Origin of the sequence: Streptomyces sp. NPDC048442, from assembly GCF_040651475.1 — a bacterium.
Lineage (GTDB): Bacteria > Actinomycetota > Actinomycetes > Streptomycetales > Streptomycetaceae > Streptomyces.
Map to the genome: position 1 here is coordinate 212,469 of NZ_JBEZKB010000006.1, position 23,732 is coordinate 236,200.

Genomic DNA, 23,732 nt, shown 5'->3' on the forward strand with positions numbered 1-23,732 from the left:
CGGAGTGGACGTTGCAGCCCACCAGATTGACGGCGACCGTGGCAGCGCTGGCGCTGACCGCGGGACTCGCGAGCACGCTCGCGAGTCCCGCGTCCGCCGCGCAGCAGCCCCCGCCGACCCCGAAGGCCAAGTCCGCGGCGCGTGCGATCGCCGCAGCCGACCAGGCCGTGCGCAGCGGCTTCGACACCGCGGTCAACGCCGCGCAGGAGACGTACGAGAGACGCCAGGTCACGCCCTGGGTGAAGGACCTGTACTCGGTGGCGTACGAGCGAAGATACCGGGGCCTTCCGGTGGTCGGCGGCGACGCGGTCGTGCTCGCGGACGGCGCGGGCAACGTACGCGCCCTGCAGTCGGCGTCGCAGACGCGCATCGACGTGGCGATCCGGCCCTCGGTCAGCGCCGAGCGTGCCAAGGCCGTCTCGCGCACCAAGCAGGCGAAGACCGACCGGTCGGGCGACAGCCGGCTGGTCGTCAAGATCAAGGACGGCAAGCAGGTCCTGGCCTGGGAAACGGTGTTGACGGGCCGTCAGGCGAAGGCGCCGAGCAAGCTGCACGTCTTCGTCGACGCACGGACCGGCAAGGTCGTCGACAGTTACGACGAGGTGGCCGCGGGCACCGGCAACAGCAAGTGGAACGGGCCCAACCCGCTCACGATCAGCACCACCGCGTCCGGCTCCACGTACTCCCTGCGCGACCCGAACCGCGCCGGGCTGAGCTGCGCGGACTACAGCACGGGCACGGTTCTTTCGAAGTCGACGGACTCCTGGGGCACGGGCAACCCCACCTCCAAGGAGACCGGCTGCGTGGACCTGATGTTCGGCGCGCAGAAGCAGTGGGACATGCTCGGCCAGTGGCTGGGCCGCAACGGGGTCAGCGGCACCGGCCGCACCTTCCCCGCCAAGGTCGGGCTGAACGACCAGAACGCGTACTGGGACGGCAGCTCCGTCACCATCGGCCACAACAGCGCCAACGAGTGGATATCCGGCGTCGACGTCGTCGCCCACGAGTACGGGCACGCCATCGACTCCAACACCCCCGGCGGCACCGGCGGCCAGGAGTCCGGGCTCGGCGAGTCGACCGGTGACATCTTCGGCGCGCTCACCGAGGCGTACATCAACGAGCCCGCTCCGTACGACACTCCGGACTACACCGTCGGCGAGATGATCAACCTCGTCGGCCGCGGACCGATCCGGAACATGTACAACCCGCCCGCCGTCAACAACGACCCGGCCTGCTACAGCTCCTCGATCCCCGGCACCGAGACGCACGCCGCCGCGGGCCCGATGAACCACTGGTTCTACCTGCTCGCCGAGGGCACCAACCCTGGCGGCGGCAAGCCGAACTCCAGCACCTGCAACCAGTCCACGCTGACCGGCGTCGGCATCCAGAACGCGGGCAAGATCTTCTACGGCGGGATGCTGCTCAAGACCAGCAGCATGTCCTACAAGAAGTACCGCACGGCGACGCTGAATTCGGCCAAGAGCCTGGACCTGGCGACCTGCAACCTGTTCAACAAGACGAAGGCCGCATGGGACGCGATCAGCGTGCCCGCCCAGAGCGCCGACCCGACCTGCACGCCGGACGGCCAGAACAGCGACTTCTCGATGGCGCTGAACCCGGCGTCGGGCACCGTCCAGCAGGGCGCCTCAGTCACCACGTCGGTGGTCACCAACACCACCACCGGCACCGCCCAGTCGGTGGCGCTGACCGCGAGCGGCCTGCCCGCCGGGGTCACCGCGTCCTTCAACCCGGCGACCGTGCAGTCCGGCCAGTCCTCCGTGCTGACGCTGAGCGCCACCGCGAACGCGGCGCCCGGCACGTCCACGATCACCGTCAAGGGCCAGGGCACCACGCTCTCCCACACGGTCGACTACGCGCTCAACGTCGGCGGCACCGTCCCCTCGGACGACCCGCCGAACATCAGCGTCGACAACGTCCGCGCACACCTCGCCCAGTTCGGCACGATCGCCTCGCAGAACGGCGGCAACCGCCGTGCGGGAAGCGCCGGTTACACCCAGTCCCTGGCCTACGTGAAGGGCAAGCTGCAGGCCGCCGGATACACGGTGACCGAGCAGACCTGCACCACCTGCACGTACCCCTCGAACAACCTGATCGCCGACTGGCCGGGCGGCCCTGCCGACCAGACGGTCATGTTCGGCGCGCACCTGGACGGCGTCTCCGCGGGCCCCGGCATCAACGACAACGCCTCCGGCTCGGCGACCCTCCTGGAGAACGCGCTCGTTCTCGCGCAGAAGAACCCGACGATGACCAAGCACGTCCGCTTCGCCTGGTGGACGGACGAGGAGCAGGGCCTCAACGGCTCCGAGTTCTACGCCAACCGGCTCACCGCGACAGAGCGTGCGGCCGTCAAGGGCTACTACAACTTCGACATGGTCGGCTCGACCAACGCCGGCTACTTCATCAACAACGTCAACTCCACGACCGCCGCACCCCTGAAGGCCTACTGGGCCTCGCTGAACCTCGCCCCCGAGGAGAACGTCGAGGGCCAGGGCCGCAGTGACGACGCCTCCTTCCAGGCGGTCGGCATCCCGACGTCCGGTTACGCGGCCGGGGCGAGCGCCCGCAAGACCGCCGCGCAGGCCCAGAAGTGGGGCGGCACCGCGAACGCCGCGTACGACTCCTGCTACCACAGCGCCTGCGACACCACGAACAACATCAACGCCACGGTCCTGGACCGCAGCGCCGACGGTGTCGCATACGGCATCTGGAAGACGTCGGTCGGCACCGGTACTCCGACGCAGGACTTCTCGATCGGTGTCAGCCCGGCCGCCGGCAGCGCCAACCCGGGCGGCTCCACCACCGCGACGGTCAACACCCAGACGGTGAGCGGCAGTCCGCAGCAGGTCGCGCTGACGGTCTCCGGCGCCCCCGCGGGCGTGACCGCCACCCTCAGCCCGACCTCGGTCCAGTCCGGCAGCTCCTCGACGCTGTCCGTGCAGGTCGGCGCAAGCACGGCTGCGGGTACGTACACCCTGACCGTCACGGGCACCGGTACGGCCTCCCACAGCACCACGTACACGCTGACCGTCGGCGGCGGCACCGGCTGCACGCCGCGCCAGCTCGTCACCAACGGCGGGTTCGAGAGCGGGAATTCCGGCTGGACGGCGTCCGAGGGCGTCATCACCACCCAGGCGGGCCAGCCGCCGCACGGCGGCAGCTACAAGGCGTGGCTGAACGGCTGGGGCTCCACCCACACCGACAGCGCCGCCCAGACGCTGACGATCCCGGCGGGCTGCGCCTCGTACAAGCTCTCCTTCTTCCTCCACATCGACACGGACGAGAACGAGAACGTCGTGTACGACCGCTTCACCGTGCAGGTCGGCAACCAGACGCTGGAGACCCTCTCCAACCTGGACGCCAACTCCGGCTACACGCAGAAGACATATGACCTCGCGCAGTTCGCGGGTCAGACCGTCACGCTGAAGTTCAACGGCACGGAGGACCAGTCCCTCCAGACGTCGTACGTGGTGGACGACGTGACGGTGCAGGTGAACTGACCTGAACTGACACCGGCCCGGCGTCTCGCCCGAGCGGTTTCCCTCCCGGCTTCGCAGCCGGGAGGGGGGCCGCTTTTCACTTAGGCAAGCCTAAGCTAAGTTAACTCCTGTCCGCCTCCCACCCGGAGGCACTTGACGTATCGGAGTCTGACTCGGCATGACCACCCTCACCCGCCGCTTCCGTCGCACCGCCGCCACCACCGTCGCCCTCGCCGCGGGCTGCTCCCTCGCGCTGACCGGCACGGCGTCCGCGCAGGGCAAGCCCGCCGCCGGTTCGACCGTCACCTCCGCCCAGCTCACCGCGGGCCTCTACCAGTCCTCGTACTCCGAGCGGAACCACGTCCTGTGGGCGACCGCCGCCGTGGGCCGCCCGCCGGTCACCAAGTCCTCGCTGCTGAAGGTCGATCCGACCTCGCTGAAGGTGCGGGCCACGTACACCCCGCCGGTCACCGACGCCGCCACGGGCGCCGTGGAGGCCGTGTACGGCGTCGCCGTGGACGACGAGCACAACACCGTCTGGACGACCAACACCCGCAACAACTCGGTGTCCGTCTACAGCCAGCGCGACGGCAAGCACCTGGCGAGCCTGCCGGGCGTCAACCACGCCCGCGAGATCGTCGTCGACGAGCGGCGCGACACCGTGTGGGCGAGCGGCTTCGGCGACGGCACGCTGGTGGCCTTCGACAGCCGTACGTTCAAGGAGAAGAAGCGCGTCACCGTCGCGGGCACCCAGCCCACCGGTCTCGCCGTGAACGAGCGCACCGGCACCGTCTACGCCGCCGACCTGGGCGGCGACCGCATCGTCGAGGTCTCCCCGTACGCCGAGGAGCCGCGCTTCATCCCGGCCGGTGACGGCCCGATCTCCGTCTCGCTCTCCGCGGACGGCCGCACCGCCTACACGGCCGACCAGGCCACGGGCACCCTCTCGGTCATCGACGTCCGCAAGGGCGCCGTCACGAAGACCGTCCCGACCGGGGCCGGCGCGCTGTCCGTCGCCACGGACACCCGCACGGGGCGCGTGCTGGTGGCCAACCGTACGGCCGGCAACGTCACGGTCGTCGACCCGCGCAAGGGTGCGGTCGTCGAGACCGTGGCCACCGGCGCCAACCCGAACCACATCACGGTGGCGCGCGGCACCGCGTACGTGGTGGACAAGTCCGCCGTCGGCGCCGAGCGCCAGGACCAGGCGCACCGGATCCGCATCGGCCGCTGAGCCACCGGCGGCCGAACCTGCTGAACCTGCCGAACCTGCTGAACCTGCTGTACGGGAGCCGGGGCCGTGGCCCCGGCCTCCCCGCTCCGGCTCATGTCCCGGCTTCCGTACGGCACACATGCCACTGGGCCCGACACGCACTCGCGTGTCGGGCCCAGTGGCGGGCCCCACAAGGGCGCGGGGAACTGCGCGACTAGCCACGACGGCGCCGCAGACGAGCAACGGAACGGCACCGCGCAGCGCAGCCGGCGGAGCGCTCAGGCGCCGCTGGCGCCCAGCATGTCCTCGCGCTCGACGAGCTTCACGCGGGCGCGGCCCTGCGGTTCGCCGAGCGCCTTCTCCGCGGCGTCCAGCTTGTACCAGCCCTCCCAGGTGGTGAAGCGGACGTTCCGCTCGGCGAGGAAGGCGTCCACGTCCGCCGGGGCGGGCGAAGTGGGCTCGTGCAGGCGGCCATGGGCGAAGTCGTCCAGGAGGTGGGAGACCGTCTCGTTGGCGTCGCCCTTGGTGTGGCCGATCAGGCCGACCGGACCGCGCCGGATCCACCCGGTCACGTACGTCGACCGCAGGTGCTCGCCGGACTCCTCGACGACCCGGCCGCCCTCGTCGGGAACGGTGCCCGACTCGACGTCCCAGGGCAGCTTGGGCAGCTCGTCGGAGAGGTAGCCGACGGCGCGGTAGACGGCCCCGAGGTCCCAGTCCTTGAACTCTCCGGTGCCCTTGACGTTGCCGGTGCCGTCGAGGGCGGTGCGCTCGGTGCGCAGTGCGACGACCCTGCCGTCCTCGCCGAGGATCTCCACCGGGGACTCGAAGAAGTGCAGGAACAGCTTGTGCGGGCGGTCACCGATGTCGCGGATCGCCCAGTTCTCCAGGGTCTTGGCGACCATGTCGGCCTGCTTGTTGCCGCGCCGGGTGGCGATCGAGCCCTCGTCGTAGTCGATGTCCTCGGGGTCGACGATGACCTCGATGTTCGGCGAGTGGTCGAGCTCGCGCAGCTCCATCGGGCTGAATTTGGCCTGCGCGGGGCCGCGGCGGCCGAAGACGTGGACCTCCAGGGCCTTGTTGGCCTTGAGGCCCTCGTGGACGTTCGGCGGGATCTCGGTCGGCAGCAGCTCCTCGGCGGTCTTGGCGAGGATGCGCGCGACGTCGAGGGCCACGTTGCCGACGCCGAGGACGGCGACCTTCTCGGCCTCCAGGGGCCAGGTGCGCGGTACGTCGGGGTGGCCGTCGTACCAGGAGACGAAGTCCGCCGCACCGTACGAGCCGTCGAGGTCGATGCCCGGGATGTCCAGCGCCCGGTCGGCCGTCGCGCCGGTGGAGAAGATCACCGCGTCGTAGAAGGAGTGCAGGTCGTCCAGGCTGATGTCGCCCGGGTAGTCGACGTTGCCGAAGAGCCGGATCTGCGGCTTGTCGAGCACCTGGTGGAGGGCCGTGATGATGCCCTTGATCCGCGGGTGGTCGGGGGCCACGCCGTAACGGATCAGGCCGAACGGGGCGGGCATCCGCTCGAAGAGGTCGATGGAGACTCCGGGCTCGGCCGCCACGGCGGATTTCAGCAGTGCGTCGGCAGCGTAGATCCCGGCGGGGCCGGCTCCGACTATTGCTACCCGCAGGGGGCGAGGCATGTTCAGGTTCCCTTCGAGGGGGGCAAGCGAATCACCGCGAAGCCTAAACTAAGGCAAACCTAAGTCAGTAGCCGGGTCCGGTCTATGACCCCATAAGGCTGGCTTATGGCATCCCAAAGGAACGCGAAAGCCTTTCCTCTCCATTCCCTGGTGGCCGAACTCTCTTGACTGGATACCCCCTAGGGGTATGGTGAAGTTCATAGAGCAGCCGCCGCCCCGCAAGCGGCTCGTGTCTTCAGGGGAGCGTCATGAACACAGGACTCAAGATCACAGCCTTCGCCGGAGCCGTCGCCGCGACGTTCGGCGCGGCCTACGGGGTGGGCACGGCGGTCGGCGGGGCGGACGAGCGGCCTGCGGCACGGGCCCCGCAGCACGACGATCCCGCGGACGGCGGCGGGCACGAGGCGGCGGACGGCGGTCACGGGGCCACCGGCGGCGGAGCAGGCCCCGCCGCCGGTGGCCTGCAGATCTCCGAAGGCGGCTACACCCTCGCCCTCGACACTCCGCGGGTCACCGCGGGCGAACGTACCCGGCTCAGCTTCTCCGTCCTCGACGAAAACGGCCGCAAGGTCACCGCGTACCAGCGCGAGCACGAGAAGGAGCTGCACTTCATCGTCGCCTCGCGCGATCTGACCGTCTACCGGCACCTGCACCCGACCCGGGCCGCCGACGGCACCTGGAGCACGACCGCCGATCTGCCGGCGGCGGGCGGCTACCGGGCGTTCGCCGACTTCAAGCCCGCGAAGAAGGGCGCCGAGGCGCTCACCCTCGGCGCCGATCTGGCCGTCTCGGGCACCTACAACCCCGCCGTCCTGCCCGCCCCCGCCCGCACCGCCCGGGTCGACGGTTACGAAGTGACCCTGGCCGGCGGTCTGAAGCCGGGCAAGAGCAGCGAACTCGGGCTGAGTGTCGCCAAGAACGGCAAGCCCGTCACCGACCTCCAGCCCTACCTCGGCGCGTACGGCCACCTCGTCGCCCTGCGCTCCGGCGACCTCGCCTACCTGCACGTCCACCCAGGCGGCGAACCCGGCGACGGCACCACGAAGCCCGGCCCCGGGGTCTCCTTCTCCGCCACCGCACCGAGCCCCGGAACGTACCGCCTCTTCCTGGACTTCCAGCACGACGGCAAGGTCCGCACGGCCGCGTTCACGGTCCGGGCGGGCCAGGGCACAGCGGCCGGGAGCACGACCACGCCCGCCGACCGGCCGGAGCAGGAAGAGGCGCCGGGCCACGGGCACTGACCTGGGGAACGGCACGTACCCGTCCCGCACGGCCCCGGACCGCGTCGGCCGGATCGCCTTTCGTACGCCCCGGCCGTCGGCCGGCTCGCCTTTCGTACGCCCCGGGTACGTCGCAGCCTGCCGCGCCGCGCTCGGCGACAGGCTGACCGTCGCCGAGGTGGACGGCTCCGGCACCCTCGGGGACCACGGCGCCCGTGCACGGACATGAGAACCGGCGTCGAACGATGAGTTCCCGGCTTGCGGCAGGTCCTCCTTGCAGAGACCGTGATCAAGCGAAGGAGCGGCTGTGAACAACGACGACGTCTGGTCGATGGTGCACGCGGAACGTACGGCGCTGATCCAGGACCTCGCGCCACTCGGTGACGAGCAGTGGAACACACCGTCGCTCTGTGACGGATGGACCGTGCACGACGTGGCCGCCCACCTGGTCGACACCGCGCGCACGACACGCCTCGGTTTCGTGTCCGGCATGGTCCGGGCCCGGTTCGACTTCGACCGTCAGAACGCGCGCGGAGTGGCACGGGAGCGTGCTGCCTCGCCGCAGGAGACCCTGGAGCGGCTTCGCCGGGTGGCATCGCGCAGGTCGACGCCTCCGGCTCCGCTCGACAGCCGACTCGTCGAGGAGATCGTGCACGGTGAGGACATCCGCCGGCCCCTGGGCCTCTCCCGCTCCTATCCGCAGGAGGCCGTCGTCCGGGCGCTCCGCCTGCAGACGCGTACCCCGGCGTCCTTCGGCGGAGCCAAGGAACTGGTGTCCCGAGTCCGGCTCTCGGCAACGGACACCGACCTGTCGATCGGCCGGGGCCCGGAGGTCAGGGGAACCGCGCTCGCACTCCTCCTGACTGTCTCCGGGCGCCGGATCTCACCGGACGAGGTCGCCGGACCAGGAGTCCCCCTCACCCGGTAGGAAACCCACGTACACCGACGGCTCCCCCGACTCCAGGGCCTTGCGGCAAGGCCCCCTGAGAACCACTCAGCCGAGGAAGCTCAACCGGACCTTGCGGTCCGGGTTGTCCACGTTCGTGTCGACCAGGCAGACCGACTGCCACGTGCCCAGTTCCAGGCGGCCGGCGACGACCGGCAGGGTGGCGTGTGGGGGGACCAGGGCGGGGAGGACGTGGTCGCGGCCGTGGCCGGGGGTGCCGTGGCGGTGTTGCCAGCGGTCGTCGGCGGGGAGCAGCGTGTGGAGGGTGGCGAGGAGGTCGTCGTCGCTGCCCGAGCCGGTTTCCAGGACGGCGATGCCGGCGGTGGCGTGCGGGACGAAGATGTTGAGGAGGCCGTCGCGGCCGGCTGCGGCTTCGGTGAGGAAGTGTTCGCAGGCTGAGGTGAGGTCGGTGACGGTCTCGGTCGAGCCCGTGGTGAGGTGCAGGACGCGGGTGGTGAATGTGTCGGCCATATTTCCATGTTCGCCTACGGGGGCGGAAAGTGGCCGCCAGGTGGGATTCGGCATCCGGATGATGGGACGGCTGTTGACCGTGTCCGGGGGTGGTGGCTACGTTCTGCGCCATGTTGCGTTCAGCTCACCTCACCACGCGCGGTCACATCGACCTGCTGCGGGTGGCTTCTGCCGCTTGTCGACGCGGCTGCTGACGCTCGTCCTCTCTGCTTCGCCCGCTGCTGTTCCTGGCGCGGGTTCTCCCGTTCCTTTCCCCTTCCCGGGCGTGTGCTCCGTCGTGTCGTGATGCTGTCGGTCAACTTCCTTCGGCTGCGCGGGCGTTGAGTCGCGTCTTGGGTTGCGTTCTTCGTGGAGTTGATTCATGACTGTCAGTCATGCGCCGCCGGATATTTCGCCTTTGTCAGTAGAGGAAGAGCGGGAGGAGGGGGCGTCGTCGAGTGCGGGGCCCGCACTGGAGGCCGTGGAGCCTCGGGGGTCGGGCAAGGGATGGCTGCGGGCGGCGCCCCGGTGGGTGCGGCGGACCGTCGGGCCGTTGCTGCTGCTCGCGCTGTGGCAGGTGTTCAGCGCGACCGGAGTACTGCATCCTGATGTGCTCGCTTCGCCCGGCACCATCGCCCGTGCGGGCGGTGGGCTGATCGCGGACGGGACACTGCCCGACGCGATGCTCACTTCGCTCCAACGCGTCGCGGTGGGGTTGGTGTGGGGGGTCGTCGTGGGCGTGAGCCTCGCGCTCGTGTCGGGGCTTTCGCGGCTCGGTGAGGATCTCGTCGACCCGAGCGTGCAGATGCTGCGGACCGTGCCGTGGGTCGGGCTGATTCCGCTGTTCATCATCTGGCTGGGGATCGGGGAAGCGCCGAAGGTGGCGCTCATCGCGCTCGGAGTCGCCTTCCATCTGTATCTGAATGTGTATGCCGGGATCCGCGGCGTGGATGCCCAACTCGTCGAGGCCGGTGAGGCGTTGGGGCTCGGCAGGTGGGCTCTGGTGCGGCATGTGGTGCTGCCGGGGGCGCTTCCCGGGGCGATGACCGGCTTGCGGTACTCGCTCGCCACGGCGTGGCTGGCGCTGGTCTTCGGCGAGTCGATCAATGCCGATGCCGGGATCGGGTTCCTGATGAACCAGGCGCGGGAGTTCTTCCGTACCGACGTGATCGTGGTCTGCCTGGTCGTGTACGCATTCCTCGGCCTGATCGCCGATGCCGTCGTCCGTCTCCTCGAAAGGCTGCTGCTGCAATGGCGACCGACCTTCACCGGGCAGTGAGTCCGAGTCCGAGTCCGAGTCCGAATCCGGCTCCGAATCCGGCTCCGGCCGATGCCGCTGCGGCCGTGCGGGTGGCGGGGTTGACCCGTTCATTCGATGGACGGCCGGTTATCGATGACCTTGAACTGACCTTGCGGCCGGGGGAGTTCACCGTGCTTCTCGGGCGGAGCGGGTGCGGGAAGTCCACCTTGTTGCGGGTGCTTGCCGGGCTCGACCGGGAGATCGAAGGGACCGTACTCGTGCCCAAGCGGCGGGCCGTCGCCTTTCAGGCGCCGCGGCTGATGCCGTGGAAGCGGGTCTGGCGCAATGTGCTGCTGGGGCTGCCGGGGGATCCGGGGCGCGAGGTCGCCGAGGCCGCACTCAAGGAGGTCGGGCTGGAGCACCGGGCCGCCGCATGGCCCAGGACTTTGTCGGGTGGGGAGGCTCAACGGGCTTCCCTGGCACGGGCGTTGGTGCGGGAGCCTGATCTGTTGTTGCTCGACGAGCCGTTCGGCGCCTTGGATGCGCTGACGCGGATCAAGGCACAGCGGCTGGTCGCGGAGCTGTGGCAACGGCGCGGCTGCGCGGTGCTGCTGGTCACCCACGACGTGGACGAGGCGCTGCTGCTCGCGGACCGTGCGCTGGTCATGCGGGACGGAGTCATCGCGTACGAGACCGAGGTCGGGCTCGACCGGCCCCGGACCGTCGGAACACCGGAGTTCGCGGCACTGCGGTCCCGGCTGTTGTCGGAGCTTGGTGTAGACGCCTGAACAGAGCCCGGACGCCTGAGCAGACCCCGGACGCCCGAGCAGACCCCGCGCACCCGGCCCGTATCAAGCCCGTACCCAGAGAGAGATTGATCTGCCATGAAACGGCCACTCCTGTCCGTCGCCCTGCTGCTCCCCCTGGCCTCCTCCCTCCTGCTCACCGGCTGCGGTGGCTCCCCGTCCGCCGACGCCTCGGGCGAGAGTGACGGATCCGGGTCCGTCACCCTCAACGTCGGTGATCAGAAAGGCGGTTCGGAGGCGATCCTGCGGGCCGCCGGTGAGCTCGACGACCTCACGTACCGGATCAAGTGGTCGACCTTCACCTCCGGTCCACCGCTCCTCGAAGCGATCAATGCCAAGGCCGTGGACGTGGGAGGGGTCGGCAACACTCCACCCGTCTTCGCGGCGGGCTCCGGCTCGAAGATCGCGGTGGTGGGTGCTTCGCACGGCTCCTCCGCGGGCGAGGCGATCGTCGTGCCGAAGGACTCGCCGCTGAAGAAGCCGGCGGACCTGAAGGGCAGGGCGGTCGCCGTCGCCCAGGGCAGTTCGGCGCACTACCAGTTGATCGCCTCGCTGAAGAAGGCCGGACTCGGCATCGGTGACGTCCAGTTGAAGTACCTCCAGCCCGCGGATGCGCTGGCCGCGTTCAGCCGGGGGAAGGTCGACGCGTGGGCGGTGTGGGATCCGTACACCTCGCAGGTCCTGCGCACCTCGGGCGCACGGGTTCTGACGACTGGTCAAGGGGTGACCAACGGGCTCTCGTTCCAGGTGGCTTCGCCCGGCACGCTCAAGGATTCCGCGAAGTCGCGGGCCATCGGTGACTACATCGACCGGCTGGAGCGGGCCCAGGCCTGGGTGTTCAAGCACCCGGAGGCCTGGGCGAAGGCCTGGGCGAAGGAGACCGGGCTGCCGTACGAGGTGGCGCTCGACGCGGTGAAGCGGACGAACGGGACGCGGGTGCCGGTCGCGGTCGACGACGCGGCGATCGCTTCGGAGCAGGCCATCGCGGACACCTTCGCCGAACTGGGGCTGATTCCGGGAAGGTTCACCTTCAAGGACTTCGTCGACACACGGTTCAACAAGTCGCGGCCCGCTTCCGGTACCGCTCCCCTCTCGTACGGAAAGGCGTCCTCCTGATGAGCGTCCAACTGCACTGGTTCCTGCCGACGGGCGGCGACGGGCGTACGCTCGTCGACCGGCACGCCTACACCGACGGCGGCATCAGCCGTTCGCGGATCGCTTCGGTGAGCGGGGTGCGGCCGCCCGACATCGGGTATCTGACCCAAATAGCCAAGGCTGCCGAGCAGTTGGGCTTCGAGGCGGTACTGACGCCGACCGGGACGTGGTGCGAGGACGCCTGGCTGACGACGGTGGCGCTCGCCCAGCACACGGAGCGGCTGAAGTTCCTGGTGGCGTTCCGGCCGGGGGTGATCTCGCCGACACTGGCCGCACACATGGCGGCGACGTACCAGCGGATGACCGGCGGGCGGCTGCTGCTGAACGTGGTGACGGGCGGCGACTCCGTCGAGCAGCGGCGGTTCGGTGACCCTCTCGACCACGACCGGCGGTACGCCCGCACCTCGGAGTTCCTGGAGGTGGTGCGCGGGGCGTGGGGCGGCAAGCCGTACGACTTCGAGGGCGAGCACTACCAAATCGAGGGCGCTCTGACCGCGCTGCCGCCCGACCCGCTGCCGGAGATCTTCTTCGGCGGGTCGTCTCCGGCGGCCGGGCCGGTGGCGGCCGATCACGCCGATGTGTATCTGACCTGGGGCGAACCGCCTGCCCAGGTCAAGCAGAAGATCGACTGGATTCGGGGGCTCGCGGAGGAGCGGGGGCGCAAGGTCCGGTTCGGGATCCGGCTGCACACCATTTCGCGCGATGCGGCACGGGAGGCGTGGGCGACGGCGGACCGGCTGCTCGACGATCTGAGCCCGGACGCGATCGCCACCGCGCAGGAGGCGCTCGGCAGGAGCGAGTCCGTGGGGCAGCAGCGGATGCTGGCGCTGCACGGCGGTTCGCGGGAGGGCCTGTCGCGCAAGGGGCTGGAGATCTCGCCGAACCTGTGGGCCGGTGTCGGTCTCGTACGGGGCGGGGCCGGGACCGCGCTGGTGGGCAGCCACGCGGACGTCGCGGACCGGATCGAGGAGTACCACTCGCTCGGTGTCGAGCACTTCGTACTGTCCGGGTATCCGCATCTGGAGGAGGCGTACTGGTTCGGGGAGGGGGTGCGGCCGGAGCTGGTGCGGAGGGGGCTGGTGGTGCCGCAGGGGTAGGCGGGAGGAGTTGCGCGGCGCAGGAAGATCTTCTGCGTACGACGGGAAGATCCACGGCCCGCACCCTGTTGGTAGAAACATGAACAACATCGGGGTGCGGGACGTGGCCGTCGTCGTCATCGGTGCGGGGCAGGCCGGACTGTCGGCCGCCTACCATCTGCGCAGGTCGGGGCTGGTTCCCGACCGTGACTTCGTCGTACTCGACCATGCCCCGGAGGCGGGCGGCGCGTGGCAGTTCCGCTGGCCCTCGCTGACGTACGGGAAGGTGCACGGCATGCACTCGCTTCCCGGGATGGAACTGACGGACGCCGACCCCCGGCGCCCTTCGTCGGAGGTCATCCAGGAGTACTTCGCGCAGTACGAGGAGAAATTCGCGCTGCACGTCCACCGGCCGGTGGACGTGCACGCCGTACGGGAGGGCGAAGACGGACGGCTGCGGGTCGAGACCTCGGAGGGGGTGTGGGCCGCTCGGGCGCTGATCAGCGCGACGGGGACCTGGGGCCGGCCGTTCTGGCCACGCTACCCGGGCCAGGACACCTTCCGCGGGCGGCAGCTGCACACCTCGAACTACCCCGGTCCCGAAGAGTTCGCCGGGCAGCGGGTAGTGGTGGTGGGCGGAGGCGCATCCGGTACGCAGCACCTGATGGAGCTCGCGCCGCTCGCCGCGGAGACGACCTGGGTGACACGGCGGCCGCCGGTGTTCCGGGAGGGCGAGTTCACCGAGGAGTGGGGGCGGGCGGCCGTCGCACGGGTCGAGGAGAGGGTACGGCGCGGGCTGCCGCCGGAGAGCGTCGTGTCGGTGACGGCCCTGCCGGTGAACGAGGCGATCCGGACGGCGCGGGACAGCGGGGTGCTGGAGCGGCTGCCGATGTTCGACCGGATCACGGAGGACGGGGTGGCGTGGGACGACGGCCGCTCCGTGGCGGCGGACGTCATCCTCTGGGCGACGGGATTCAGGGCGGCCGTCGACCACTTGGCGCCGCTGCGGCTGCGGGAGACCGGGGGCGGAATCCGGATGGACGGGACACGGGTCGCGCGGGACGAACGGATCCACCTGGTGGGATACGGGCCATCGGCCAGCACGATCGGGGCGAACCGGGCGGGTCGGCAGGCCGTGCGGGAGGTTCTGCGGGTGGTGGGCGGTGAGGTGGGGCCGAGTGCGGGGCCGGTGGCTGTGGCGGCCGGGTGAGGTGCCGGCATCACGGCCGGCGATGGTGGGGGCTGATGTCCGGGGCTGCGCCCCGTGCCCGGCTGCGCCGCGCGTCCTCAAACGCCGGACGGGCTGAAGGGGCCTGCTTTAGGGGCGCGGGGAACTGCGCGGCCGGCCACAACGCCCCCGCAGACCAACAGCCCGCCCGGACGGGCAACAGCCCCGGTGCGAGGGCCGGGCACGAGCGGCCGACAGGATCCGCTCACCCCTCCCCCTTCGCCCCGCGCCGGACCTCGTTGAATTCCGCGACGTTCCGCTTCTGGACCTCGTAGTCGTCCGTGAAGCGGGTGTCGCCCGGCTTCACCGTGACGAAGTACAGCCAGTTGCCGGGCGGTGGCGTCCGGGTCGCCCGGAGGGCCTCCAGGCCCGGGTTGCCGATCGGGGTCGGGGGCAGGCCCTTGCGTTCGTACGTGTTGTACGGGCTGTCGATCCGGGTGTCCTCGTGCGTGGTGTCCAGCGTGCTGCGGTTCATCGCGTAGTTGAGGGTGGAGTCCATCTGGAGCGGCATGCCGCGGTTCAGGCGGTTCTGGATGACCCGGGCCACCTTGCCCATGTCGGCGGGCGTGTCCGCCTCCGCCTGGACGATGCTGGCGACGACGAGGTCCCGGCGGACCTCGGGTCCTGTGCCGAAGCGTTCGTTCGCCGTTTTGACCATGTAGGCGAGCAGGCTGGACGCCGTCGTCGTGTCCTTGACCGGGTACGTCGCCGGGAACAGATAGCCCTCCGGATTTCCGCCGGCCGCGGCGGGCAGCGCCAGGTCCGTCGACGCGGCGGCCTTCTTCGCTGTGCCGGGCTCGGCCCCGACGGCCTTGTCCACCGCCGCGTACACCTGGGAGGAGCGCCAGCCCTCCGGAACGGTGAGGGACTTGGCCTGGCCGCCTTCCTCCTCCTTCCAGAGGAGGAGGAGCACCACTCCGGCACCGAGGACGGCAAGGACGCACACCAGCAGGAACAGCCGACCGCGCCGGGACCTGCGTCGCTTCGGCGGGGGCATGACTTCCGGGGACCCGTAGGACTCGTACTCCATACCGGAACGCTAACCGCCCATGTGCACGGTTGTCCGAACCCCCCGCGCACTTTTCGGCCCGGCGGGAACGTGCGAACAGGGGATCGGGTGTTCGCTGGAACGCGTGATCGTACCGGATCTCCTTGCCCAACTCCCTTGTGGCGCCCGATGCTTACGGTGCGCAAGCGACGGGCTGCAGACCGCGATTGCGCAGTCCCACACATGCATCAGTACGCACGTTCGTGCGTACGCAGCACAAGGAGAAACCGAGATCATGAACCTCATCACCGACCTTCTCGCCGGCGCCTTCCACTTCCTGGGCTGGCTGGTCTGACCGAGGTCTCGCCACGGCGCCGCTCCTCCCCCGTCCCAGGGGAGGGGTGGCGCCGCCGCGTGTGCGGGGAGTCTCAGCCGGGGTGCGGACCCTCGAACGGCGGCAGCGCCGCGAACCCGGGCGCGACCCGCACCCGGGCGGCGAGCACGTCGAGGGTGCGGCGGACCTTCGACAGCGGGTGGTCGGGGAACTCGGCGTCGTAGCCCTGGTGGTCGGCGACGTGGAACGGCAGGCCGCCCTGGACGTCAGGGGCGTACGGGTGGGGGCGGAAGTACTGCTCGTGCCCGACCTTGGCCATCACCATCGCCTCGCGCATCCCGGTCGTGCCCCGCTCGGCGGACATGAACGTGACGGCCGTGCTGCACGTGGCGCGCGGCACCGTGAAGCTGCCGACGAAGCCCTGGCCGTGCTGCCGGCCGGGCAGCGGAACCTTGACGATCTGACGGAGCGCCGGGAGTCCGCCGAGCGGCTTGACCGATGCCTCGATCAGTCCGGCGCCGGAGCGGGCCATGTGGTGGGCGAGCCCGGCCCGCAGCGCGGGGCCGTCGTCGAGCCCGGCGGGCAGATCGGGCACCAGGCCGAAGAACTGCACCCCCAGCACATCCCCGTGGTCATTGGTCCAGGTGTCCTGGGTGTCGTCGTCGACGGGCCGGAATCCGGGGAGAGTTACGTCCATGAGTGCGCGCATGGCCCGTGATCATGCCGTACGGTCCGGGGCCGGCCGCGCTCAGGGTGCGGACGCCGGGACAGCCTCGGCGGACGCAGACGCAGTAGTTGCAGACGCAGTAGTCACGGACGGGGCCGTACCGGACGGAGTCAGCCGGGCGTCCCTGCGTACCAGGGCGGCGTAGCGGCCGTCCTTCGCCAGCAGTTCCTCGTGCGTGCCGCGTTCCGCTATTCGGCCCGCGTCCAGGACCACGATCTGGTCGGCGTCGCGGACGGTGGACAGGCGGTGGGCGATGGTGATGGTGGTACGGCCGGCCGAGAGGGAGTCGATGGCCTGCTGCACTGCGTGCTCGGTGCGGGTGTCGAGGGCGCTGGTGGCTTCGTCCAGGATGAGGACGGGCGGGTCGCGCAGGATGGTGCGGGCGATGGCCAGGCGCTGCTTCTCGCCGCCGGAGAACCGGTAGCCGCGCTCGCCGACGAGGGTGTCGTACCCGTCGGGCAGCGAGTCGATGTGGTCGTGGATCTGGGCGGCCTCGGCGGCGGCGCGCAGCTCGTCGTCGGTGGCGTCGGGCTTGGCGAAGCGCAGGTTGTCGGCGACGGAGGCGTGGAAGAGGTACGTCTCCTGGGAGACGACGCCCACCGCTCGGGCGAGGGAGTCGAAGTCCAGATCGCGGACGTCCGTGCCGTCCAGGGTGACCCGGCCGCCCGTGACGTCGTACAGCCGCGGCACCAGGTAGCTCAGGGTGCTCTTGCCGGAGCCGGTCGGGCCGACGACGGCGAGGCTGCCGCCTGCCGGGACCGTGACGTCGACGCCGGTGAGGGTGGGTCCCGACTTCTCGTCGTACGCGAAGTCGACGCCCTCGAAGCGCACTTCGCCCTTGGGGGCGGGGAGGCGGACCGGCTCGTCGGGTTCGGTGATGTCGACGGGGAGGTCGAGGTACTCGAAGATCCGCTGGAAGAGGGCGAGCGAGGTCTGCATCTGGACGCCGGTCGACAGGAGGCTGACGGCGGGGCGGAGCAGGCCCTGCTGGAGGGAGACGAACGCGACGAGCGTGCCGAGGGAGACGACCGGGGCCCCCGCGTTCATGGTGAGGCCGGCCGCCCAGTAGATGACGGCGGGCATGGCGGCCATGACGATGCCGATGGTCGACATCCGCCAGCGGCCGGCCATGTTGGACCGGACTTCGAGGTCGACGAGGCGCTCGGACTCCTCGGTGAAGTTCTTGGTGAGGGAGTCGGAGCGGCCCATGGTGCGGCCGAGAAGAATGCCGCTGACCGACAGGGACTCGGTGACCGTGGCGGACATGGAGGCCATCTGCTTCTGCCGCTGGGTGGTGATCTTCTTGCGTTCGCGGCCGACCTTGCGGCTGATCCAGACGAAGAGTGGGAGCAGGAGCAGCGAGACGACGGTGAGCCGCCAGTCGAGGGCGAGCATCGCGACGACGGTGGCGACGACGGCCGTCAGGTTGGAGACGAGGGACGTCGCGGTGGAGGTGACGGTCGCCTGCATGCCGCCGATGTCGTTGGCTATCCGCGACTGGACCTCGCCCGTGCGGGTCCTGGTGAAGAAGGCCAGTGGCATCCGCTGGAGCTGGGTGTACACGGCGGTGCGCAGGTCGTGCATGACGCGCTGGCCGACCGTGGTCGAGATCAGGGTCTGCAGGACGCCGAAGACGCTGGTGACGACGGCCGTGGCGATCATGCCGGCGGCGAGCAGCGTCAGCAGGCCCGTGCGGCCCTGCGGGATGGCGACGTCGAGGATCTCGCGCAGCAGGAACGGCGAGGCCACGCCGACCAGCGACGAGGCGCCGACGAGCAGGCCGACCAGGGCGAGCCGGGCGCGGTAGGGACGGAACAGGCGCAGGATGCGGCGGACCTCGGCGGGCGGCTGCTCCTTGCCCGGTTCGGGGTCGGGGGGCGTCCAGGGGTTCGCGTGGCGTTCGGGGTTCATGGGCTCCCTCGGGGATGTGCGGGCGGAAGGCGTACGGGCGGAGGGTGCACGGGAAGCGGGCTTCCAGAGCGTAGTTCATTGTTACCTATACTCACAATGCATGGGGTCCTGTTATTGTTCCCGGTATGAGCAACACTGCGGAAACCCGTTCGGAGAAGTCGGAGAAGGCAGAGAAGGCAGAGAAGCCGGACACCCGTGCCGGCGACACCCGTGCCGACGACGGCATGCTCGCCGAGCAGCTGCTGCGGCTGACCCGGCGCCTGCACCGCGCGCAGAAGCGCCAGATGGAGCCGATCGGCATCACGCCCGGCCAGGCCCGGCTGCTGCGCGTCGTCGCGCGCTTCTCGCTGCCCGACGGCACCTCGCCGCGGATGACCGACCTCGCCCGCAGTCTGGAGGTCGTACCGCGCGCCGTGACCACCCTGGTGGACGCCCTGGAGGAGCAGGGCCGGGTGCGCCGGGTGCCGGATCCGGCCAGTCGCCGGGTGATCCGGATCGAGCTCACCGAAGCCGGCCGCACCACCCTCGGCGACCTGCGCAACGCGCGCCGCGACGCGGTAGAGGACATCCTGGCTCCATTGACCGCCGTGCAGCGCAAGCAGCTCGGCGGCCTGCTGTCCACCCTGATCGACGGGGGTACATACCCCTGCTGAGCCGGGCGCGACCGGGCCGTCGGGCGCGACCCAGCCCGTGAGAGGACGCCCCTCATGCCGCTCCTGGAGCCGAAGCCGGAGGCCCTGCGCCCGACCCTGCCGCAGGACCCCGCCCCCGACCGGGTGCCCGCCGCACTGGCCGAGGGCACGCCGGGGCCGCTGCGCCGGGAGCTGACCGCGGTCCTCGGGGCGGAGAAGGTCCTGTGGAAGGTCTCCGACCTGGTGCGGTACGCGGCGGACGCCAGCCCGTACCGGTTCGTGCCGCAGGTCGTGGTGGTGGCCGAGGACATCGACGACATCTCCGCGATCCTCTCGTACGCGCACGGCAAGGGCCGCGAGGTGGTGTTCCGGGCCGCCGGGACCTCGCTGAACGGCCAGGCCCAGGGGGAGGACGTCCTGGTGGACGTCCGCCGCCACTGGTCGGGCGTCGAGGTCCTCGACGGCGGCGCCAGGGCCCGGATCCAGCCGGGCACCACGGTGGTCCGCGCCAATGCCGCGCTCGCCCCGTACGGGCGGGTGCTCGGCCCCGACCCGGCGAGCGCCATCGCCTGCACCATCGGCGGAGTCGTCGCCAACAACGCCTCGGGGATGGCGGCCGGCACCACCCGCAACAGCTACCGCACGGTCGCCTCGCTCACCTTCGTCCTCCCGACCGGCACCGTCGTCGACACCGGCGACCCGCGCGCCGACGAGGAGCTCGCCCATGCCGAACCCGCCCTCTGCGCCGGCCTGTTGGCGATCAAGCAGGAGATCGAGGCGGACCAGCGGCTCACCAGCCGGATCCGCGCCAAGTACGAGATCAAGAACACCAACGGCTACCGCCTCGACGCGTTCCTCGACGGCGCGACGCCCGTGCAGATCCTGCGCGGGCTGATGGTCGGCTCCGAGGGCACTTTCGGGTTCATCTCGGAGGTCGTCTTCGACACCCTCCCCCTCGACCGCCGGCTCTCCTGCGCCCTGCTGTTCTTCCCGACCCTGTCGGCCGCGGCGGCTGCCGTGCCCCTCTTCAACGAGGCGGGCGCGCTCGCCGTCGAGCTGATGGACGGCAACACCCTGCGCGCGTCGGTGAGCGTGCCGGGCGTACCGCAGGACTGGGCGGAGCTGCCGAAGGAGACGACGGCCCTGCTGGTGGAGTTCCGGGCGCCGGACGAGGCCGCGCAGGAGGCGTTCGAGCGGGCCGCGGCCGAGACCCTGACGAAGCTGGACCTGGTGGCGCCCGTGCCGTCGGTGACCAACGAGTTCACCCGGGACGCCAAGACCATCGGCGGGTACTGGCAGGCCCGCAAGGCGTTCGTCACCGCCGTCGGCGGCGCCCGCCCGTCCGGTACGACGCTGATCACCGAGGACTTCGCGGTGCCGCCGTCCCGGCTGGCCGAGGCCTGCGAGGCCCTGCTGGAACTCCAGGAGACGCACGGCTTTGACGCCGCCGTCGCCGGACACGCCGCACACGGCAACCTGCACTACCTGCTCACCTTCGACGCGGGCAGCCAGGCCGATGTGCGCAGGTACGCGGCCTTCATGGACGACTTCTGCCGGATGACGGTCGAGCGGTTCGACGGCTCACTGAAGGCGGAGCACGCCACGGGCCGCAACATCACCCCGTACTTGGAGCTGGAGTGGGGGCCGCAGGCCACCGAGCTGATGTGGCGCACCAAGCAGCTCATCGACCCCGACGGGGTGCTCGCCCCGCGCATCGTCCTCAACCGCGACCCCGAGGGACATCTGCGCGGCCTCAAGACGATCCCGCGCGTGGAGGCCGAGGCCGATCCGTGCATCGAGTGCGGCTTCTGCGAACCCACCTGTCCCAGCGGTGACTTGACTACCACTCCCCGTCAACGGATCGTGCTGCGAAGGGAGATGATGCGCCAGCCCGCCGGTTCACCGGTCGGCGAGAACCTCCTCGATGCGTACGGGTACGACGCCGTGGACACCTGCGCGGGCGACTCCACCTGCCGGATCGCCTGCCCGGTCGGCATCGACACGGGCGCCCTGATGAAGGAGTTCCGCCGCCGCCGCCACACTCCGCGCGAGGAGCGCGTCGCCGCCCTGGCCGCCCAGAATTTCAAGGCGGTCGAGATCTCGGCCCGGCTGGCCGTGGCCGCCGCCGACAAGATCTCCGACCGGCTGCTCTCCACCGTGACGGGCCTCGCCCGCAAGGCGGTACGCCCCGACCTCGTGCCGCGGTGGCTGCCGGAGATCCCGGGCGCGGCGGCCCGTACGCTCCCCCGCACCTCCCGCACCGGCGCCCTCGCCGTGTACTACCCGGCGTGCGTCAACCGGATCTTCGGCGAGAGCGCGGGACACCAGGGCCCCTCGCTCCCCGAGGCCGTCGTCGCGGTGTCCGCACGCGCCGGAAAGCCGGTGTGGATCCCGGGCGACGTCACCGGCACCTGCTGCGCCACCATCTGGCACTCCAAGGGCTACGACGTCGGCAACACGGTGATGGCGAACCGCATCGTCGAGGCCGCCTGGGGCTGGACGGCGGGCGGGCGGCTCCCTCTCGTCGTCGACGCGTCGTCCTGCACGCTGGGCATCGCGCACGAGGTGGTGCCGTATCTCACCGACGACAACCAGGAGTTGCACGCCGAGCTGACCGTCGTCGACTCGATCGTCTGGGCGGCGGACGAGCTACTGCCCGGCCTGACCGTGCACCGCCGGGCAGGCTCCGCCGTCCTGCACCCGACCTGCTCGATGCAGCACCTGGGCGACGAGGCGCAGCTGCGCACGGTCGCCGAGGCGTGCGCGGACGAGGTGGTCGTGCCGGAGGACCTGCGGTGCTGCGCGTTCGCCGGGGACCGGGGCATGCTGCACCAGGAGCTGACGGAGTCGGCCACCGCACGGGAGGCCGCCGAGGTCGGACGGCGCGAGTACGACACGTACCTCTCGGCGAACCGGATGTGCGAGGTCGGCATGGACCACGCGACGGGCCGCCCCTACCACTCCGTGCTCCTCGACCTGGAGCGGGCGACCCGGCCCTGAGCACGAAGAGAGCGGGCGACCGGGCTCCGGCCTGCGCGCTGCGGGGAGTCCATGCTCCCGCATCGATTAGTCCAACTCCCTTTGCCCACGGGCCCCTTGCGCCCCAGGCGAACCTCCGTGACCCTGATCGGTCGGTACCCGATCACCTTTCACGGAGGTCAGATGTACGACGACAAGGCGACACCGACCCCTGACGAGAACATCCCCGGCGAGAACGCCCCCGACGGCTCCCCCGACGGCGTCTCCCGTCGTTCCGCCCTGCGCGCCGCGGGTGCGGCGGGCGCCGGAATCGGCCTCGGCACGGTGGGCGCGCTCGGCACCGCCGGCAGCGCGAGCGCCGCGGAGAGAGCCGGGGTCGACGCCGCCGTGCCGAGGCGCCAGGGCAAGACCATGGCGGGGGTGCCCTTCGAGCGGCGTTCCACCGTCCGGGTGGGAATGATCGGCCTCGGCAACCGCGGCGACAGCATGATCGACCTCTTCCTCGCCCTCCCGAACGTCAAGGTCGTCGCCGTCTGCGACCCGGTACGGGCGAAGGCCGAGAAGGCCGCCGCGAAGGTCGTCAAGGCCGGGCAGCCCGCCCCCGCCCTCTACACCAAGAACGAGGACGACTACCGCCAGCTCTGCAAGCGCAACGATGTCGACTTCGTGTACGTCGCCACCCCGTGGGACTTCCACTACGACATGTGCAAGACCGCCATGCTGAACGGCAAGCACGTCGGTGTGGAGTGTCCGCTCGCGATGCGCCTGGAAGAGCTCTGGGACCTGGTCGACACCTCCGAGCGCACCAGGCGCCACTGCATGCAGTTGGAGAACTGCTGCTACGGCAAGAACGAGATGCGGGTCCTGCGGATGGCGCACGCGGGCCTGTTCGGTGATCTGCTGCACGGCGCGGGCGCGTACAACCACGACCTGCGCGGCCTGATGTTCGACCCCGACTACTACGAGGGCCCGTGGCGCCGTCTGTGGCACACCCGGCTGCGCGGCGACCTCTACCCCAACCACGGCTTCGGCCCGGTCGGCAACTACATGGACGTCAACCGCGGCGACCGCGCGGTGAGCGTCGTCAGCGTCGGCTCTCCCGCACTCGGCCTGGCCGCGTACCGCAAGCTGCACATGCCGGCCGGCGACCCGAGCTGGAAGGAGTCGTACATCGAGAGCGACCGTACGATCAGTCTCGTCCAGACCGCCAAGGGCCGCGTCATCCGCCTGGAACACGATGTGTCGACCCCGCACCCGTACAGCAGGATCAACAGCCTCGGCGGCACCCTCGGCGTCTTCGAGGACTACCCGGAGCGCATCTATCTGGAGCCCACCAATACCGATGACCGGTGGGACGACTTCAAGAAGTACGCCGAGTGGGACCACTGGCTGTGGAAGGAGCACTCCAACCCGCCGGGCGGCCACGGCGGCATGGACTATCTGATGCTCTTCCGGCTGATGCAGTGCATGCAGCTGGGCCTGGTCCCGGACTTCGACGTGTACGACGCGGCGACGTGGACGGCGCCGGTGCCGCTGAGCCACCTGTCGATCCGGGCGAAGGGCGCGCCGCAGCAGATCCCGGACTTCACCCGGGGCGAGTGGAAGAAGGCACGGCCGGGAGTCGACTCCCAGAAGCCGACTGCCTGATTGTGTAAGGGAGTTGAGCGGGTGCGGCGCGGCGGCGCCG

18 protein-coding genes are annotated in these 23,732 nt (G+C 70.5%); 13 read left to right on the forward strand and 5 right to left on the reverse strand.

What is annotated here, in order from left to right; genetic code table 11:
- Positions 1 to 11: 11 nt before the first annotated feature.
- Positions 12 to 3,518: a M28 family peptidase gene (locus AB0D18_RS12125; protein WP_362415678.1), complete on the forward strand. Its 3,507-nt coding sequence runs from the start codon at positions 12 to 14 to the stop codon at positions 3,516 to 3,518.
- Positions 3,519 to 3,675: 157 nt separating this feature from the next.
- Positions 3,676 to 4,731: a YncE family protein gene (locus tag AB0D18_RS12130; RefSeq protein WP_362415680.1), complete on the forward strand. Its 1,056-nt coding sequence runs from the start codon at positions 3,676 to 3,678 to the stop codon at positions 4,729 to 4,731.
- A 257-nt stretch (positions 4,732 to 4,988) separates the two neighbouring features.
- Here AB0D18_RS12130 and AB0D18_RS12135 read toward each other — a convergent pair whose 3' ends face one another.
- Positions 4,989 to 6,353 carry an FAD-dependent oxidoreductase gene (locus AB0D18_RS12135; protein WP_362415682.1) on the reverse strand — a complete coding sequence of 455 codons (1,365 nt, stop codon included), beginning with the start codon at positions 6,351 to 6,353 and terminating at the stop codon, positions 4,989 to 4,991.
- A gap of 248 nt (positions 6,354 to 6,601) precedes the next feature.
- Between AB0D18_RS12135 and AB0D18_RS12140 the strand changes: the two genes are divergently transcribed.
- Positions 6,602 to 7,594, forward strand: coding sequence for a hypothetical protein (locus AB0D18_RS12140; RefSeq protein ID WP_362415684.1), 993 nt, complete (start codon positions 6,602 to 6,604; stop codon positions 7,592 to 7,594).
- Between the two features lie 310 nt (positions 7,595 to 7,904).
- Positions 7,905 to 8,501 (forward strand): maleylpyruvate isomerase family mycothiol-dependent enzyme, encoded by a 597-nt coding sequence (locus tag AB0D18_RS12145; protein WP_362415958.1) that lies wholly within the window; start codon positions 7,905 to 7,907, stop codon positions 8,499 to 8,501.
- Positions 8,502 to 8,567: 66 nt separating this feature from the next.
- On the opposite strand, the gene AB0D18_RS12150 is transcribed toward AB0D18_RS12145, so the two are convergent.
- Entirely contained in the window at positions 8,568 to 8,990 is a 423-nt protein-coding gene (locus AB0D18_RS12150) for a secondary thiamine-phosphate synthase enzyme YjbQ (RefSeq protein ID WP_362415686.1), read from the reverse strand.
- Between the two features lie 110 nt (positions 8,991 to 9,100).
- On the opposite strand from AB0D18_RS12150, the gene AB0D18_RS12155 reads away from it, so the two are divergent.
- From AB0D18_RS12155 to AB0D18_RS12180, 6 genes are all read left to right on the forward strand, one after another.
- Entirely contained in the window at positions 9,101 to 9,184 is an 84-nt protein-coding gene (locus AB0D18_RS12155; protein ID WP_362415960.1) for a putative leader peptide, read from the forward strand.
- A gap of 167 nt (positions 9,185 to 9,351) precedes the next feature.
- A complete protein-coding gene (locus tag AB0D18_RS12160) occupies positions 9,352 to 10,248 on the forward strand; it encodes an ABC transporter permease (RefSeq protein WP_362415688.1) in 897 nt (298 codons plus the stop codon).
- On the forward strand, positions 10,221 to 10,997 hold the full coding sequence (locus AB0D18_RS12165; protein WP_362415690.1) for an ABC transporter ATP-binding protein: 777 nt from the start codon (positions 10,221 to 10,223) through the stop codon (positions 10,995 to 10,997). Before AB0D18_RS12160 ends, AB0D18_RS12165 begins: the two co-directional genes overlap by 28 nt.
- A 96-nt stretch (positions 10,998 to 11,093) precedes the next feature.
- Positions 11,094 to 12,131 (forward strand): ABC transporter substrate-binding protein, encoded by a 1,038-nt coding sequence (locus AB0D18_RS12170; RefSeq protein WP_362415691.1) that lies wholly within the window; start codon positions 11,094 to 11,096, stop codon positions 12,129 to 12,131.
- Positions 12,131 to 13,267: an LLM class flavin-dependent oxidoreductase gene (locus AB0D18_RS12175; protein WP_362415693.1), complete on the forward strand. Its 1,137-nt coding sequence runs from the start codon at positions 12,131 to 12,133 to the stop codon at positions 13,265 to 13,267. Before AB0D18_RS12170 ends, AB0D18_RS12175 begins: the two co-directional genes overlap by 1 nt.
- Positions 13,268 to 13,346: 79 nt before the next feature.
- Complete coding sequence (locus AB0D18_RS12180) at positions 13,347 to 14,456, forward strand: NAD(P)-binding domain-containing protein (RefSeq protein ID WP_362415695.1); 1,110 nt, start codon at positions 13,347 to 13,349, stop codon at positions 14,454 to 14,456.
- 223 nt (positions 14,457 to 14,679) lie between these two features.
- On the opposite strand, the gene mltG is transcribed toward AB0D18_RS12180, so the two are convergent.
- From mltG to AB0D18_RS12195, 3 genes are all read right to left on the reverse strand, one after another.
- On the reverse strand, positions 14,680 to 15,504 hold the full coding sequence (gene mltG / locus AB0D18_RS12185) for an endolytic transglycosylase MltG (RefSeq protein WP_362415697.1): 825 nt from the start codon (positions 15,502 to 15,504) through the stop codon (positions 14,680 to 14,682).
- Between the two features lie 386 nt (positions 15,505 to 15,890).
- Positions 15,891 to 16,505: a hypothetical protein gene (locus tag AB0D18_RS12190; protein WP_362415699.1), complete on the reverse strand. Its 615-nt coding sequence runs from the start codon at positions 16,503 to 16,505 to the stop codon at positions 15,891 to 15,893.
- A gap of 39 nt (positions 16,506 to 16,544) precedes the next feature.
- Positions 16,545 to 18,434, reverse strand: a complete 1,890-nt coding sequence (locus AB0D18_RS12195) for an ABC transporter ATP-binding protein (RefSeq protein WP_362415701.1) — start codon at positions 18,432 to 18,434, stop codon at positions 16,545 to 16,547.
- A 224-nt stretch (positions 18,435 to 18,658) separates the two neighbouring features.
- Between AB0D18_RS12195 and AB0D18_RS12200 the strand changes: the two genes are divergently transcribed.
- The 3 genes from AB0D18_RS12200 to AB0D18_RS12210 all read left to right on the forward strand — a co-directional run bounded on the left by AB0D18_RS12200 (position 18,659) and on the right by AB0D18_RS12210 (position 23,692).
- Positions 18,659 to 19,087, forward strand: coding sequence for a MarR family transcriptional regulator (locus tag AB0D18_RS12200; RefSeq protein WP_362415962.1), 429 nt, complete (start codon positions 18,659 to 18,661; stop codon positions 19,085 to 19,087).
- A gap of 54 nt (positions 19,088 to 19,141) precedes the next feature.
- On the forward strand, positions 19,142 to 22,066 hold the full coding sequence (locus AB0D18_RS12205) for an FAD-binding and (Fe-S)-binding domain-containing protein (RefSeq protein WP_362415703.1): 2,925 nt from the start codon (positions 19,142 to 19,144) through the stop codon (positions 22,064 to 22,066).
- Positions 22,067 to 22,228: 162 nt separating this feature from the next.
- Positions 22,229 to 23,692 carry a Gfo/Idh/MocA family oxidoreductase gene (locus AB0D18_RS12210; protein ID WP_362415705.1) on the forward strand — a complete coding sequence of 488 codons (1,464 nt, stop codon included), beginning with the start codon at positions 22,229 to 22,231 and terminating at the stop codon, positions 23,690 to 23,692.
- The last annotated feature ends 40 nt before the right edge of the window (positions 23,693 to 23,732 follow it).

Bases quoted from the DNA above. Each gene is read 5' to 3' on its own strand.
- AB0D18_RS12130 (WP_362415680.1), top strand. From the start codon at position 3,676: ATGACCACCCTCACCCGCCGCTTCCGTCGCACCGCCGCCACCACCGTC.
- AB0D18_RS12135 (WP_362415682.1), bottom strand. From the start codon at position 6,353: ATGCCTCGCCCCCTGCGGGTAGCAATAGTCGGAGCCGGCCCCGCCGGG.
- AB0D18_RS12140 (WP_362415684.1), top strand. From the start codon at position 6,602: ATGAACACAGGACTCAAGATCACAGCCTTCGCCGGAGCCGTCGCCGCG.
- AB0D18_RS12145 (WP_362415958.1), top strand. From the start codon at position 7,905: ATGGTGCACGCGGAACGTACGGCGCTGATCCAGGACCTCGCGCCACTC.
- AB0D18_RS12150 (WP_362415686.1), bottom strand. From the start codon at position 8,990: ATGGCCGACACATTCACCACCCGCGTCCTGCACCTCACCACGGGCTCG.
- AB0D18_RS12155 (WP_362415960.1), top strand. From the start codon at position 9,101: ATGTTGCGTTCAGCTCACCTCACCACGCGCGGTCACATCGACCTGCTG.
- AB0D18_RS12160 (WP_362415688.1), top strand. From the start codon at position 9,352: ATGACTGTCAGTCATGCGCCGCCGGATATTTCGCCTTTGTCAGTAGAG.
- AB0D18_RS12165 (WP_362415690.1), top strand. From the start codon at position 10,221: ATGGCGACCGACCTTCACCGGGCAGTGAGTCCGAGTCCGAGTCCGAGT.
- AB0D18_RS12170 (WP_362415691.1), top strand. From the start codon at position 11,094: ATGAAACGGCCACTCCTGTCCGTCGCCCTGCTGCTCCCCCTGGCCTCC.
- AB0D18_RS12175 (WP_362415693.1), top strand. From the start codon at position 12,131: ATGAGCGTCCAACTGCACTGGTTCCTGCCGACGGGCGGCGACGGGCGT.
- AB0D18_RS12180 (WP_362415695.1), top strand. From the start codon at position 13,347: ATGAACAACATCGGGGTGCGGGACGTGGCCGTCGTCGTCATCGGTGCG.
- mltG (WP_362415697.1), bottom strand. From the start codon at position 15,504: ATGGAGTACGAGTCCTACGGGTCCCCGGAAGTCATGCCCCCGCCGAAG.
- AB0D18_RS12190 (WP_362415699.1), bottom strand. From the start codon at position 16,505: ATGCGCGCACTCATGGACGTAACTCTCCCCGGATTCCGGCCCGTCGAC.
- AB0D18_RS12195 (WP_362415701.1), bottom strand. From the start codon at position 18,434: ATGAACCCCGAACGCCACGCGAACCCCTGGACGCCCCCCGACCCCGAA.
- AB0D18_RS12200 (WP_362415962.1), top strand. From the start codon at position 18,659: ATGCTCGCCGAGCAGCTGCTGCGGCTGACCCGGCGCCTGCACCGCGCG.
- AB0D18_RS12205 (WP_362415703.1), top strand. From the start codon at position 19,142: ATGCCGCTCCTGGAGCCGAAGCCGGAGGCCCTGCGCCCGACCCTGCCG.
- AB0D18_RS12210 (WP_362415705.1), top strand. From the start codon at position 22,229: ATGTACGACGACAAGGCGACACCGACCCCTGACGAGAACATCCCCGGC.